Genomic DNA, 14,928 nt, shown 5'->3' on the forward strand with positions numbered 1-14,928 from the left:
GATAGAGTGGGTGATATAAGAATATTTACTTTTTTTTAGATTTGGTGTGTCTAAAATGGGAATGAAGTTAAAAATTAACGTATGTTTATCAGTTGCTTGAATGTTATTTTTGTGAAATGGATCACGCAATGTGAATTAGAGTGATTTAGACGCCAAGTTTGTTTACACTAGAAGAAATCGATTAGTAACGGTAACTACCTAATCCTCTGGATTGGGTAGTTTTGTTTTGTCCAAAGATTACTTTGGAATGAGGTATACAATGGAAAAAGTCCCAATGACACTGCGTGGCGAGAAAAAGCTACGTGAAGAACTCGAAAGACTATTAAAGCTTCGCCCACAGATCTCTGAAGCAATTGCAGAAGCTCGTGAGTTGGGTGATTTAAAAGAAAACGCGGAATACCATGCTGCTCGTGAAGAACAAGGTATTTGTGAAGCGCAAATTCGTGATATCGAATACAAGTTATCTGTCGCTCAAGTTATCGACGTGACAAAAATGGACAACACTGGAAAAGTGATTTTCGGTTCAACGGTAACCTTGATTGATTGCGACACTGAAGAAGAAAAAACGTATCAGATTGTAGGTGATGACGAAGCCGACATTAAAGCAGGGCGTATTTCTGTTAGTTCGCCAATTGCACGTGGTTTGATTGGTAAAATGGAAGGCGATGAAGTCGTTATTTCTACACCTGGCGGAGATCGTGACTTCGAAATTGACAGCGTAGAGTACATCTAAACGGTTGTTCAAAGTCGAGATATCAAAAAGGTCGCTTGCGCGACCTTTTTTCATGCTCTGGCAATATAACTACTTGCGCGGCAACTCGATTTTACGCTCTTCCGATTGGCGGAATAGGACTAAGGTCTTACCGATTACTTGTACTTTTTCTGCGCGAGTTTCACGTACAATAGCTTCAATAATCAGGTTCTTAGTCTCGCGATCTTCTGACGCGACTTTGATTTTAATTAGCTCATGGTGATCAAGAGCAATTTCAATTTCCGCTAGAACAGCTTCAGTAAGTCCATTTGCGCCCATAAGCACAACAGGTTTTAGACTGTGCGCTAGGCCTTTTAGATGCTGCTTTTGTTTGGTGCTTAGGTTCATTACGCGGCCAATTTTCTTTAGTATAAGGGTTGAAAAATACCATTTTAACGCCATCTAACCCTGAAGACTATAATTTATTGGGTTAGTTGTTCCCTCTATCTATTAGGTAACAAATGAGTAAACAAAAGCATTCTGCTAGCTCTGGTCGCTGGTTGAAAGAACATTTTGATGATAAATACGCCAATGAAGCACGTAAAAAGGGCTATCGTTCGCGAGCTTATTTCAAAATGGAAGAGATCCAAACCAAGGATAAGCTACTAAAACCTGGTATGACTGTAGTCGATTTGGGGGCAGCTCCCGGAGGTTGGTCTCAATATGCTGCTAAGATAGTAGGTGAGGATGGGCAAATTATTGCTTGTGATCTATTGCCTATGGATCCAATTGCTGGTGTAAGTTTCCTGCAAGGTGACTTTCGTGAAGATGCTGTACTAGACGCATTGCTTGAACGTATCCAACCTTCGATGGTGGATGTCGTAATGTCGGACATGGCGCCAAATATTGCCGGCAACAATTCAGTTGACCAACCTCGCGCTATGTATTTAGTTGAACTGGCTTTAGATATGTGTCGACAAGTTCTAGCCCCTAATGGTAGCTTTGTTGTGAAAGTTTTCCAGGGGGAAGGTTTTGACCAGTTTGTCAAAGATGTTCGAGACGCATTTAAAGTCGTCAAAGTAAGAAAACCTGACTCATCGCGAGCTCGCTCACGGGAAGTCTTTGTTGTAGCCACTGGTTACAAAGGTTAACCATTTGCCCCTGATGGGTAAGTTAACACTATAGCTACAGGTTATAAACTGTAGTACCCTACCTTTAATTACAATTAGTTATCGAGAGGCTGACACCTTGAGTGACATGGCAAAAAATTTAATTCTGTGGCTTGTTATCGCTGTCGTATTGATGTCGGTTTTCCAGAGCTTTGGCCCTGGGGAGAGCAATGGCAGAGCGGTGGATTACACCACGTTTGTACAGGAAGTTGGCCAAGGCCAGATTCAGGAAGCAACTTTTAAAGACGGTGAGATTACTTTCACACGTCGTGGCGGCGGCTCGCGTTATGTAACTTACATGCCAGTCTACGACCAGAAGCTACTTGATGACTTAATTAATCAAAATGTGAAAGTACAAGGCACACCTCCAGAAGAGCAAAGCCTGTTAGGTACAATCTTTATCTCTTGGTTCCCGATGATCTTACTGATTGGTGTATGGATTTTCTTCATGCGTCAAATGCAAGGCGGTGGTGGCAAAGGCGCTATGTCTTTTGGTAAGAGTAAAGCTCGTATGATGAGCGAGGAACAAATCAAAACCACTTTTGCTGACGTTGCTGGCTGTGACGAAGCAAAAGAGGATGTAAAAGAACTGGTTGATTACCTGCGTGATCCAAGCCGTTTCCAAAAACTAGGTGGTAAGATCCCAACCGGTGTTCTAATGGTTGGTCCTCCTGGTACAGGTAAAACGTTACTGGCTAAAGCGATTGCTGGTGAAGCTAAGGTACCATTCTTTACAATTTCGGGTTCTGACTTTGTAGAAATGTTTGTTGGTGTTGGTGCATCTCGTGTACGTGACATGTTTGAACAAGCGAAGAAAGCGGCGCCATGTATTATCTTTATCGACGAAATCGATGCGGTTGGTCGCCAACGTGGCGCGGGTGTTGGTGGTGGTCATGATGAACGTGAGCAAACCCTTAACCAAATGCTGGTAGAGATGGATGGTTTCGAAGGTAATGAAGGCATTATCGTTATCGCAGCAACTAACCGTCCAGACGTACTTGACCCAGCACTACTTCGTCCGGGACGTTTTGACCGTCAGGTTGTCGTTGGCTTGCCGGATGTCCGCGGTCGTGAGCAGATCCTTAAAGTACACATGCGCAAAGTTCCTCTGGCGGGTGATGTCGAACCGTCACTTATCGCTCGCGGTACGCCAGGTTTCTCTGGTGCCGATCTTGCCAACCTAGTTAACGAAGCGGCACTATTTGCTGCGCGTGGTAACAAGCGCAATGTTTCTATGGTGGAGTTTGAACTGGCTAAAGACAAAATTATGATGGGTGCAGAGCGCCGCTCTATGGTGATGTCAGAAGAAACAAAAGAGTCAACTGCCTACCACGAAGCAGGTCACGCAATCGTTGGGCGTTTGGTTCCTGAGCACGATCCTGTGTACAAGGTATCGATCATTCCACGTGGTCGTGCACTAGGTGTCACTATGTACTTGCCTGAGCAAGACCGTGTAAGCATGTCTCGCCAGCATCTAGAATCAATGATTTCGAGTCTCTATGGTGGCCGTTTGGCTGAAGAGCTTATTTACGGCTCTGATAAAGTTTCAACGGGCGCTTCGAATGATATCGAACGTGCAACCGATATCGCGCGTAAGATGGTGACTCAGTGGGGCTTCTCGGAAAAATTGGGTCCTCTGCTTTATGCTGAGGATGAAGGTGAAGTTTTCCTAGGCCGAAGTGTGACTCAGACTAAACATATGTCTGATGACACGGCAAAACTGATTGATGACGAAGTTCGTCACCTCATTGATACCAACTATGCGCGAGCTAAGCAGATCCTTGAAGATAACATGGATATCATGCACGCGATGAAAGATGCGCTAATGAAGTACGAAACCATCGATGCAGGTCAGATTGATGATCTGATGGAACGCAAAGATGAAATTCGTGAACCTGCAGGCTGGGGTGATAACCCGAGCAACAAATCACAAGCTAAGCCTGAAGATAAATCCGAAGCTAAAGTGGATGAGCAAGCAGCAGAGAGCGACGCTAAAGCGGATGAACCTGCTGAGACAAATGAAAGTGCGTCTGCTGAAACGGTTGAGAAAAAAGACTCAGAATAATTGATGTAGTTAAGAGAAACCCCGAGGAAACTCGGGGTTTTTGTATTTAGTATGATTATAAAAGCCAACAACAAATCTCTCGATTTATCAAAACCTCATGTAATGGGGATTCTTAACGTTACCCCAGACTCCTTCTCTGACGGAGGCAAATTTTGTGCTCTGGAAGATGCATTGTCGCAAGCACAGCGCATGATTGACTCTGGAGTCACTATTATCGACATAGGCGGAGAATCTACCCGTCCTGGCGCGCCTGAAGTCGAATTGGAGGAAGAATTACAACGTGTGATTCCAATCATCAAAGCGATTCGAGCGCGATCTGATGTGTGGATCTCAATTGATACCAGTAAAGCAGAAGTGATGAGGCAAGCGGCGATAGCAGGAGCCGATATCATCAACGATGTTCGAGCACTGCAAGAGCCTGGTGCGCTGGAAGTTGCGGCAGCGACTGGATTACCTATCTGTTTAATGCATATGCAAGGTCAGCCAAGAACCATGCAAGCCAATCCTCATTATGATGATTTGATTAAAGAGGTTGGTGAATTCCTTAGTGAGCGAATAGCGGCGTGTGAAGCCGTCGGCATTACTCGTGACCAACTGATCTTAGATCCAGGATTTGGTTTTGGTAAGACGATTGAGCACAACTACCACATGTTGTCTCGTCTAGAATATTTCCACCAATTTGGCTTGCCAATATTGGCGGGAATGTCGAGAAAATCGATGATCTTTAAGCTGCTAGACAAAGCACCGTCTGAATGTGTGGCAGCGAGCGTAAGTTGCGCTACAATCGCAGCTATGAAAGGGGCGCAAATTATTCGCGTTCATGATTTTGAACAAACGCTTGATGCTATGAAAGTTGTCACAATGGTTTGCGATAACCATTGAGCAAAGTAATAAATATAAAAAGGAACAACCATGTCTGATAAAAGACGTTATTTTGGTACTGACGGGGTGCGTGGCAAAGTAGGCCAATACCCGATTACTCCAGACTTTGTGCTTAAACTTGGTTGGGCGGCGGGACGTGTACTCGCTAAGCAAGGTACAAAGAAAGTAATTATCGGTAAAGACACACGTATTTCTGGCTACATGCTTGAATCGGCATTAGAAGCGGGCCTTGCAGCGGCAGGTTTGAAAGCGACTTTCACAGGACCAATGCCAACCCCTGCTGTTGCCTATTTAACACAAACTTTCCGCGCGGAAGCGGGCATTGTGATTTCGGCATCGCATAACCCGTATTATGATAACGGGATCAAGTTCTTCTCTTCTGAAGGCACGAAATTGCCGGATGATATTGAGCTGGCGATAGAAGCTGAGCTTGATAAAGAGATTGAATGTGTAGAATCGGCGATGCTAGGTAAAGCAAGCCGTCTTACTGATGCGGCTGGTCGTTATATCGAGTTTTGTAAAAGTACTTTCCCGTCAGAGTTAAGTCTCGCAAAACTTAAAATAGTTGTAGATTGTGCGCATGGTGCGACTTACCACATTGCCCCAAATGTATTCACAGAGCTAGGTGCTGAAGTGATTGCTATGGGCGTTGAACCAAACGGCACTAATATCAATGCAGAGGTCGGTGCGACCGATGTCCGCGCTTTACAAAAGCGAGTTGTTGAAGAAAAAGCGGATCTGGGGCTAGCCTTTGATGGCGACGGTGACAGAATTATCATGGTTGACCATTTGGGCAACAAAGTGGATGGTGACCAAATCGCGTATATTATCGCACGCGACGCATTGCGCCGTGGAGAGCTAAAAGGTGGTGTTGTTGGAACACTAATGACCAACCTTGGTATGGAAAATGGCTTAAAGCAGTTGGGCATTCCATTTGTGCGTGCAGCGGTAGGTGATCGTTACGTAATGGAGCAACTTCAGGCCAAAGGTTGGAAAATCGGCGCAGAGAACTCCGGCCACGTTATTTTACTTGATAAAGTGACGACAGGTGATGCCATCGTTGCAGCGCTTCAGGTATTGGCATCTGTCATCGGCAGCGATATGTCACTCAACGAATTGTCACAAGGTATGACGCTATACCCTCAGGTTTTGGAGAATGTCCGTTTTTCTGGTGATTCTAACCCACTGGAGGCTGAGGCAGTTAAAGCCTCTGTAGAAGCGGTGGAAGCTGAACTCGGCGATAAGGGACGAGTGCTGCTACGTAAGTCAGGTACAGAGCCTTTAATTCGTGTCATGGTTGAAGGCGAAGATGCAGACCTAGTCCAGTCATCAGCGCTCAAGATTGCCGAGGCAGTTAAGTCGAGTTTCTAAACTCGACGGGTAACAATAGAAGCGCTGCCGAACGGTGGCGCTTTTTGCTTTTTCGCTCAGAGCGTGATTTGAAATGAATGATTCTGTCGTGTTGATTTATGATACGATTAGCGCGATTGAAACGGTAGCGATATGATATGTCACATCAAGAACAACAATATTTACAAGAGATGGGTATTCAGTGCTATGAGCTTGCTCATCCTGAACGGTTACAAGGCTATGCGACACCGCGTCTTGAATTACCTGAAACTTGTCAATTGCTGTTAGTCTCGCCTCTAATTCCTCAAGGCGGTAACGCTGAGATGTTTGAAAGGGTGCTGAAAAGTATTAATTTATCCCTCAAGCAAGCATTACATATCTATCCACAGCAACTTAGTCAGCTAGGGAACCACCAACTTGAATGGGTTTGGTTTGCAGGCTGTGAACCTGCAGAAATAGACAAGGTCAAGGCGCTGAACTCACCACTGCTCACTCACGTAGATGGTAACAATCAGCAGCGCCGCGCGTTGTGGCAGCAAATTTGTGCTTACCAATAAGATACCCACCGTTATGACTCAAACTTCGATTTTACCCATGTCAGCGCAACATCTCGATCAAGTATGGATGATTGAGCGTAATGCACATTCACACCCATGGTCAGAAACTATGATTCGCGAACTCAATAGTCGTGGAGCATGCCACCGAGTTCTACTCATAGAAGATGAAGTCATCGGATACTTCTATGCGCAGAACATTGTTGGTGAAGTGACTTTACTCAATATTGCCGTCAAGCCAAATCATCAAAGTAAAGGCTTCGGCAAGGAGTTAATGGATGCGTTTTTGGTGATGTGTGAGCACGACAAAGCGGAGAGTGCTTGGCTTGAAGTAAGAGAAAGTAACGTCTCTGCCTTTGGTCTTTATGAATCGATTGGTTTTAATGAAGTTGATCGTCGCATCAACTATTATCCAACTGCATCAGGCAAAGAAGATGCGATTATCATGAGCTACATTTTTTTCTAATAACTTATTTTTGAGCGGCTTTCACAGCGCTTGGTTCTTCAATCGAATAAAAGTTCTGAGCAAAACGTTCATTGAGTTCCGACGTTCGCAGCGGTTTATCAAAAAGGTAGCCCTGGAACTGATCACAGCCTAGTTGTTTAAGTGCATTGAGCTCATGAACATCCTCAACCCCTTCAGCAATCACTTCTAAATTAAGTCGTTGAGCCGTCATGATAATGGTATCAACGATGGCTTGGTCACTTTCATCTAAATGAAGTTGAGTTACGAAAGAGCGGTCAATTTTTAATACATCAACAGATAGGTGTTTTAAATAGCGCAGTGAAGAGTAGCCAGTGCCAAAATCATCGATCGATGTTTTTAAGTTATGCTCCTTCAGTTCGGCCATTTTTTGAATTGCCGCTTCAACATTTTCAAGCAATAAGTTTTCGGTAATCTCCAGCTCAATAAATTCACCGTCGATACCAGCTTGGGCCAACGAATCGACGATATGCTCTACAAATGAGGCTTGGGAAAATTGTAATGGGCTGATGTTTATCGCTAAGCGGCGGAATGTTTTAGGTAATACGCCTTGCTTTTTCCAGCTAGAAAACTGATAGCATGCTTGTTCAATAATCCAGTTCCCTATCTGTAAAATCTGCCCAGTCTCTTCAGCGATGGGCATAAATACGCCCGGTGGAAGCACGCCTTTTTCTGGATGGTTCCAGCGGATCAGTGCTTCCACACCGATGATATTGTGACTGCCATCTACTTGCGGTTGATAGTAAAGCTCAAGCTGACCGTGATTCAACGCTTCATGCAATCCTTTTTCTATTTCCAGGAACGACTCCACCTGAGCTTGCATTTCTGGTTCGTAGAACATGTACTTGTTTCTACCTGCTACTTTGGCGCGGTATAACGCTGTGTCCGCTTGGCGCAGCACATCGATGTTGGTACTGCCTACGGAAGGGAAAACGGCGATACCTACGCTGACGGTACAATAGAGTTGGTGGTCATCAATCGAATACGGATTAGATATCAGTGCGAGAAGCTGTTGCGCTAATTCGTGGGCTTTGTCAGCACCAACGTTTGGAAGTAGAAGGGCAAATTCGTCGCCGCCGATGCGCGCAGCGGTATAGCCTTCTCGCAACCAAGCTTCAATACGTTTTGAAATGGCCTTGATCAAGTTGTCACCGATGGTGTGACCCAGAGAGTCGTTGATAGTCTTAAATCTATCTAAATCTAAGTAAAATAAGACACCGGCTTGACTGTTTTGATTGGATTCACTAATCGCTTCTTGCAACATCTGCAGTAATAAGCTTCGGTTTGCTAATCCAGTTAGAGAGTCATAGTAAGCGAGTTGATTGAGCTGCGCTGTTGCGGATTCTCTCTCTTGCCACAGAGTATGAAATGTTTTAGCGAGTTGGCCGATCTCGTCGTCGCGGTATTGGGCTGGTGGCGGTAGTTCACTGTTAGCATTTTGCAGCGAACGCACCCAGTCGATCAAAGTACTGAGAGGCTTTGACAGCTTCTGATAAAAGAACATCAACAAGATCGAGGTCAGGAGAATGTTACGAAACAGATCGAAAAGCAGAATACGACTGGTTTTATTGATAAAGGCTTTAGCGATATTGGCTCCATTGACCGAAAAGCTTAACGTTCCGACCACAACGTGTGAGTTTGGTTGGTGTAAGTCAGTGGTGAATACCGGCGTTGAGGGGGTCAGGTATTCAGACAGGGCTTCCGTAAAGTTACCCTGTTGAGAAATGCTGCGCTCTTTCTCTGTTAGCGTGTCACCAAAGTCGTCAACAATCTCAACTTTGTAGACTGCATTATCCATCATTAGACTCGATGCTACTTGCTCTGCTAATAGCTGATTGAGGTGGTATGCTGCTTGACTGGCATTGGAGTAATTTTGTAAAAGTTTGAACTGATAATGTTCTTCAATGCGCTTTTGCTCCTGATGAAGATCCACCAAAATATGATACAAGCTAAAGCAAATCCCTAATATTACAGATACTAGGAATACCGTTTTCGCTTGGCGAAACGCTAATGAGTTAATTTTCTTGCTTTTAGGCATAGTTCAGTTCGGTTCCCTCTACTCCTTTAGTTATAGTTCAATTTCATTGATATTTTAATAGGCAGAGAAATTGCCGCTGAATTTCAGCCAATTTAGTAGAGGAAGTTGCTCCACCGTTCAATATAAGCGAAAATACCGCGCAAAATTGAATCGACCATTTACGCTAGGGTACATCTTGTCTTCTCTAGCGCTTAGACAGAAGAAGAACCTTTCATGTCAAATACTCCATTTCTTGGTGAAGTGTCAAAACGCAGGACATTCGCCATTATCTCGCACCCGGATGCGGGTAAAACCACTATTACCGAAAAAGTACTCTTGTTCGGACGCGCCATTCAAACTGCAGGTACCGTAAAAGGCCGTGGTTCGGCACAGCACGCGAAGTCTGATTGGATGGAGATGGAGAAAGAACGTGGTATCTCTGTCACTACTTCTGTAATGCAGTTTCCATACAATGAATGTTTGGTCAACCTACTTGATACCCCAGGACACGAAGACTTCTCTGAAGATACGTATCGTACCCTAACTGCCGTTGACTCGTGTCTGATGGTAATCGACGCTGCTAAAGGTGTCGAGGACCGAACGCGAAAACTGATGGAAGTAACACGTTTACGTGATACGCCTATTGTGACTTTCATGAATAAATTGGATCGTGATGTACGTGATCCAATGGAAGTGCTTGATGAAGTTGAAAGCGAACTCGGTATGATGTGTGCGCCGATTTCTTGGCCTATTGGTTGTGGTAAAGAGTTTAAGGGCGTTTATCACATCCACCGTGATGAAACCATTCTGTACGAATCTGGTCATGGTCATGAGATTCAGGAAGTGCGTACAATCAAAGGTCTAGATAACCCAGATCTTGATCAAGCGGTTGGTGCTGATTTAGCAGAAAGTGTTCGTGAAGAGCTTGAATTGGTTATGGGGGCTTGCCCTGAGTTTGATTTAGAACTGTTTTTAAAAGGCGAGTTAACACCAGTTTATTTTGGTACGGCATTAGGTAATTTCGGTGTCGACCATATGCTAGATGGTTTAACCAAGTGGGCGCCAGCACCACAAACTCGTGAGGCTAATGAGCGTTCAGTCGAGGCGACAGAAGAAAACTTCTCAGGCTTTGTATTCAAGATTCAAGCGAATATGGATCCGAAACACCGTGACCGTATTGCTTTTATGCGGATTGTCTCCGGTACCTACAAGCAAGGTATGAAGATGAACCATGTGCGTATCGGCAAACAAATCAATATTTCTGATGCGGTAACCTTTATGGCTGGTGATCGTTCTCGCGCAGAGAACGCTTACGCAGGGGACATTATTGGTTTACATAACCACGGTACGATTCAGATTGGTGATACCTTCACCCAAGGTGAAGTGCTGAAGTTCTCTGGTATTCCTAACTTTGCGCCAGAATTGTTCCGTCGTATTCGCCTAAAAGATCCTTTGAAGCAAAAGCAGCTACTAAAAGGCTTGGTTCAGCTTTCTGAAGAGGGAGCGGTTCAGGTATTCCGTCCTTTGCAAAATAATGATCTTATCGTTGGTGCGGTAGGTGTGCTTCAGTTTGATGTCGTTGTGGCGCGCCTTAAAGCAGAGTACAACGTTGAAGCAATTTACGAAGGGGTTAACGTTGCAACCGCACGTTGGGTTGAATGTGGGGATGGTAAGAAACTGGACGAGTTCCAGCGTAAGAATCAGGCTAACCTAGCACTTGATGGTGGTGATAATCTCACTTACATCGCGCCAACTATGGTTAACTTAAATCTGGCTAAAGAGCGTTTTCCAGAAGTGGAGTTCCGCGCAACTCGCGAGCACTAATCTGTCGAACTTCGGGGGAGCACTCGCGTTCGAAATGAAAAGGGTTGATACCAATAAGGTCTCAACCCTTTATTTTTTGTAGTTTTTGAATGGTCTGTGTAGCTATTGCGCCAAGTATGCGCAGCGACCTATCGACTTCTGCTCAAGCGACTTGGCAAGCAATAACTATCTAGGTCATTCGTATCCGCTCGCTTACTTCTTTTTCTTCGCGACTTTCTTTTTGCTTTTGGCCGGAGACTTTTTGTCGTCTTTCTTTTTGTTTTTCTTCTTAAACACTGGTTTTTTGTGTTTCGGGCGAAGCTCTTTGATAAAGCGTTCTTTGATCTCTTCTTTTACGTAACGAGCGACGCGGTCCATCATAGGTTGGTCGTGTGCTTCGACAAGAGAGATTGCATTGCCTTTTTTACCTGCACGAGCGGTACGGCCAATACGGTGCAAATAAACGTCTGCGCTGCGTGGCATATCGTAGTTGATCACGTGACTGACGTCTGGCAGATCGATACCGCGCGCCGCTACGTCGGTAGCGAGCAGCACGTTAACTGTTCCATCACGGAAGCGGGCAATGGCGTTATTGCGACGATCTTGTGGCATCTCTCCTTGAATCCATGCACAAGGAATTTGCGCTTTTTCCAGTTCGACGCGCAGTTCAGAAAGACGTTCACGGGTCTTTAAGAAGATGATCGAGCGTTCAGCTTGTTCGTTGATGATCTTTTTCAGCAGTTCTAGCTTATGTGTCATATCGTCAGCGCGGTGATACCACTGAGCTATTTTCTTGCGTTCACGACGTGAAGGCTCTGCATCTATTTCTGCCGGCTCTTTAAGTAGATCAGCGGTGAAGCCCTCAACCCCTTTACCTTCTAACGTGGCAGAGAAGAGCAAGGTCTGTTTACGCCAGCGACACTCAGAAGAGAGGCGATCGACGGTTGGACCAAAACCCATATCAAGCATTCGGTCTGCTTCATCGAGAATAAGCCATTCGATCGCACGGCAATCAAAACGCTCTGACTCAATGTATTCCATCAATCGGCCTGGTGTGGCAACCACGATATCTTGAGTTGTGGCCAAAATATCGGCATGTTCTTGATATTGAACGCCACCTGTAATGGTGAAGATGTTCAACTTAGTGTATTTTGCTAGCGCACGAGCTTGATCCGCTACCTGCATCGCGAGCTCACGCGTTGGGGTCAAAATGAGTACGCGCGCTGGTCCTGGTTTACGGCGCGGAAAATCTTGTAAGTACTGCAGTGCCGGTAAGACAAATGCAGCGGTTTTCCCGGTTCCTGTTGGCGCGGACGCTAAGATATCACGCCCATCTAAAGCTTGTGGGATGGCTTCAGCTTGAATTTGTGTCGGGCGGTCATAACCCATTTCTTCGATTGCGAGGAGTAGGTTAGGGTCTAACTCTAATTCAGCAAAATTTCTGATCACTATGATGTCTCCACAAGCCAGTTGGTGTGACGATAAATTTAAGGGGACGTAGTATAGAGCGTTCGGTGATTAGGATCACACCTTATTTTCTACATCTTGAGATAAAAAACCTTGGTTAGGGCGGTAAAATCGTTACTGTAGCCACCATTAGCATGAATCGTAAGGGTTTCTAATTTGATTGGCTGTGACAACTTGGTGAGTTCTATCAATAGCCTAGATACCTCTTTGTTCGGTGTCGATTTGACATGGCAAAGTCGGCTGAGACTCCACCCTTGATGCTCCGCTGCTTGGATAAATTGCTCCCCTTCGACTTTGGGTAGCACAAAGCTTGCTTTCCCGTCATAACTAAGTAGTTGCTGGCAACGACGAAGAAGTGCTTGATGGCCTAAGCTATGTGTGTGTCTTGCTAATGCGCGTGAGGCATTGTCTGCCTGCTCTCCACTATTAAAATAGGGCGGGTTACAAATAATGCACTCAAATTGGTCGGTAAAATCATAGTTCAATATGTCACCGTGGTGCAGTGTTAATTTTGCTCGCCACTGTGAGCGGCTAAAATTATTTTTCGCAGCCATAGTAGCGTGTTGATCAATATCGATCGCTTGAATCGAGAGTCGTGGGCTTCGTTGAGCACACATTAAACTTAGTAATCCAGTTCCAGTCCCTATGTCGAGTAACGATTGGGCGTTCTCAAGATCTATCCATGCACCAAGTAAAACACCATCCGTACTGACAGGCATTCCCGTATAGCCACCATCAATACTAAATTGTTTAAAATGGAAGTCTTTTGTCTTTTTCATTCTGCTTATGTTTATCGGTATCTAGTTGGCTATCAAGTTAATTAGGCTGCTGTTAACTGTTTGTTTGGTGTTTTGTTCTATTTGTGTTGCTAGTTTGGTTGAAATTATGCAGTTAATTAATTTGGTTTTGTTATTTGTTGTAGTTATATGTTCTGGTTTTTTGCCTTGATTGCGAATTATTATGGTGTTTTTAGCCTCAAGCTTGCGAGCTGATTGGGATTTCGTCATCATGCGCACCTAATTTTAAGAGTGTGCGCTATGTCTCAACACTCATGTAACACAACATCAATTTAGTACAAATCAAGGGTCGACAGTGAATCAGACTTTAAAACTAACAGATATTATTGCGGTAGGCTTTATGCTTTTCGCTTTCTTTTTGGGGGCAGGCAATATCATTTTCCCTCCTCTCGCGGGCCAACTAGCCGGAGAAAATTTGCTTCCTGCTATGACGGGATTCCTTGTGACTGCGGTGGGTCTCCCTCTTGTAACTATTATTGCAATTGCCGTGGCTGGTGGTTCTTGGCAGCACTTGACCAAGGATATGCCTAAGCGCGCCGCGACTCTGATGGCGATACTGATCTTCATTATTATCGGCCCTGCCTTTGCGGCACCACGTACTGGTCTAGTGGCTTATGAGATGGCAGTTAAACCATTTTTTGTCGATGCTGTTCAATCGCACCTTACTATTTTCTCAATCATGTTTTTTATTGTGGCGATGTTTTTTGCTTGGTCGCAAGGTAAGTTAATTGATGTGATTGGTAAGTTTCTTACTCCGGTCTTGTTTGTTGGTCTGATGGTCTTGGCTGGAGCCGTATTCCTTGACCCACAAGGTGAGATGATCGCAGCGCAAGGGGAGTATTTAACGCACCCATTGCAAAAAGGGTTCCTTGAAGGGTATAACACCATGGATACCTTTGGCTCACTAATGTTTGGGGTGTTAATCGTTGATGCACTGCGCCAAAAAGGCATTACTGAACAAAAGCCAACGGCTAAGTACCTAATCAGTGCTGCGTGTATAGCAGCAGCAGGCTTGGCGTTTGTTTATGTGTCTCTATTTTATTTAGGCGCAACGAGCGCGGCAGTCGCGTCAGGTGCCGATAATGGTGGTGTGGTTCTTAGCCTGTACGTACAGTCGTTGTTTGGCCCTTACGGTCAAATCGTGTTGTCGATCATTGTCCTGCTGGCCTGTTTGACTACCGCGATTGGTCTTATCTCTGCCTGTTCTGACTACTTTAGCTCACTCACTCCACTTTCATATAAAACGTGGGTAGTGATCAACGGCGTAGCGTGCGCGACGGTGGCTAATGTTGGTTTATCTCAGCTTATTGCTCTTTCTGTTCCGGTGCTATTTGCGCTGTATCCAGTCGCGATTGCCTTGGTTGTGCTGACTTTCCTACGCAACAAGCTGCCAAATCCGCCAGCGGCTTATCGAGTGGTTATTTTGGTGTCACTGCTATTTGCTCTAATCGATGCCGCAAAAGTCGCGGGTGTTGATGTGTCTGCGCTATCAATGCTACCACTGTTTGATATTGGTATGGGCTGGTTGCTACCAACAGCCGTTGCTATGGTTTCTATGTTCTTTATTGGCAGAGCAGAACCTCAAGCTCTTAACCAAGAAGCAGCGTAATTAATCCAGTTTTTTCAGTTTAAAATCCCCGGTCACGTAA

The 14,928-nt window shown here is 44.9% G+C and carries 13 protein-coding genes; 9 read left to right on the plus strand and 4 right to left on the minus strand.

The features are described 5' to 3' along the window. Positions 1-259 precede the first annotated feature (259 nt). Complete coding sequence (gene greA, locus TW81_RS07800) at positions 260-733, plus strand: transcription elongation factor GreA (protein WP_045955149.1); 474 nt, start codon at positions 260-262, stop codon at positions 731-733. A 69-nt stretch (positions 734-802) separates the two neighbouring features. Here greA and yhbY read toward each other — a convergent pair whose 3' ends face one another. Then, positions 803-1,099, minus strand: a complete 297-nt coding sequence (gene yhbY, locus TW81_RS07805) for a ribosome assembly RNA-binding protein YhbY (RefSeq protein ID WP_045955150.1) — start codon at positions 1,097-1,099, stop codon at positions 803-805. Positions 1,100-1,212: 113 nt separating this feature from the next. Here yhbY and rlmE point away from each other — a divergent pair, with 113 nt between their 5' ends. The 6 genes from rlmE (at position 1,213) to rimI (ending at position 7,177) form a co-directional block, all read left to right on the plus strand. Beyond that, positions 1,213-1,842, plus strand: coding sequence for a 23S rRNA (uridine(2552)-2'-O)-methyltransferase RlmE (rlmE, locus tag TW81_RS07810; RefSeq protein WP_045955151.1), 630 nt, complete (start codon positions 1,213-1,215; stop codon positions 1,840-1,842). Between the two features lie 106 nt (positions 1,843-1,948). Next, the gene (ftsH, locus tag TW81_RS07815) at positions 1,949-3,925 is read left to right on the plus strand and encodes an ATP-dependent zinc metalloprotease FtsH (RefSeq protein ID WP_045955152.1); all 1,977 of its coding nucleotides are present in this window, start codon (positions 1,949-1,951) and stop codon (positions 3,923-3,925) included. A gap of 51 nt (positions 3,926-3,976) precedes the next feature. Beyond that, complete coding sequence (folP, locus tag TW81_RS07820) at positions 3,977-4,807, plus strand: dihydropteroate synthase (RefSeq protein WP_045955153.1); 831 nt, start codon at positions 3,977-3,979, stop codon at positions 4,805-4,807. A 30-nt stretch (positions 4,808-4,837) separates the two neighbouring features. Next, on the plus strand, positions 4,838-6,178 hold the full coding sequence (gene glmM, locus TW81_RS07825) for a phosphoglucosamine mutase (RefSeq protein ID WP_045955154.1): 1,341 nt from the start codon (positions 4,838-4,840) through the stop codon (positions 6,176-6,178). Positions 6,179-6,315: 137 nt separating this feature from the next. Beyond that, on the plus strand, positions 6,316-6,714 hold the full coding sequence (locus TW81_RS07830; protein ID WP_045955155.1) for a DNA polymerase III subunit psi: 399 nt from the start codon (positions 6,316-6,318) through the stop codon (positions 6,712-6,714). Between the two features lie 13 nt (positions 6,715-6,727). Further along, the gene (gene rimI, locus TW81_RS07835; protein ID WP_045955156.1) at positions 6,728-7,177 is read left to right on the plus strand and encodes a ribosomal protein S18-alanine N-acetyltransferase; all 450 of its coding nucleotides are present in this window, start codon (positions 6,728-6,730) and stop codon (positions 7,175-7,177) included. Positions 7,178-7,181: 4 nt separating this feature from the next. Here rimI and TW81_RS07840 read toward each other — a convergent pair whose 3' ends face one another. Beyond that, the gene (locus tag TW81_RS07840) at positions 7,182-9,233 is read right to left on the minus strand and encodes a putative bifunctional diguanylate cyclase/phosphodiesterase (protein WP_045955157.1); all 2,052 of its coding nucleotides are present in this window, start codon (positions 9,231-9,233) and stop codon (positions 7,182-7,184) included. 213 nt (positions 9,234-9,446) lie between these two features. On the opposite strand from TW81_RS07840, the gene prfC reads away from it, so the two are divergent. Then, positions 9,447-11,036 carry a peptide chain release factor 3 gene (gene prfC, locus TW81_RS07845; protein ID WP_045955158.1) on the plus strand — a complete coding sequence of 530 codons (1,590 nt, stop codon included), beginning with the start codon at positions 9,447-9,449 and terminating at the stop codon, positions 11,034-11,036. Between the two features lie 192 nt (positions 11,037-11,228). Here the strand turns inward: prfC and srmB are convergent, their stop codons facing one another. Both srmB and TW81_RS07855 read right to left on the minus strand, forming a co-directional pair. Next, positions 11,229-12,464 carry an ATP-dependent RNA helicase SrmB gene (gene srmB, locus TW81_RS07850; RefSeq protein WP_045955159.1) on the minus strand — a complete coding sequence of 412 codons (1,236 nt, stop codon included), beginning with the start codon at positions 12,462-12,464 and terminating at the stop codon, positions 11,229-11,231. An 89-nt stretch (positions 12,465-12,553) separates the two neighbouring features. Then, on the minus strand, positions 12,554-13,261 hold the full coding sequence (locus tag TW81_RS07855; RefSeq protein ID WP_045955160.1) for a tRNA1(Val) (adenine(37)-N6)-methyltransferase: 708 nt from the start codon (positions 13,259-13,261) through the stop codon (positions 12,554-12,556). A gap of 313 nt (positions 13,262-13,574) precedes the next feature. Here TW81_RS07855 and brnQ point away from each other — a divergent pair, with 313 nt between their 5' ends. Further along, positions 13,575-14,888, plus strand: a complete 1,314-nt coding sequence (brnQ, locus tag TW81_RS07865) for a branched-chain amino acid transport system II carrier protein (RefSeq protein ID WP_045955162.1) — start codon at positions 13,575-13,577, stop codon at positions 14,886-14,888. The last annotated feature ends 40 nt before the right edge of the window (positions 14,889-14,928 follow it).

The organism is Vibrio galatheae (assembly GCF_000967545.1).
Taxonomy (GTDB): Bacteria; Pseudomonadota; Gammaproteobacteria; order Enterobacterales; family Vibrionaceae; genus Vibrio; species Vibrio galatheae.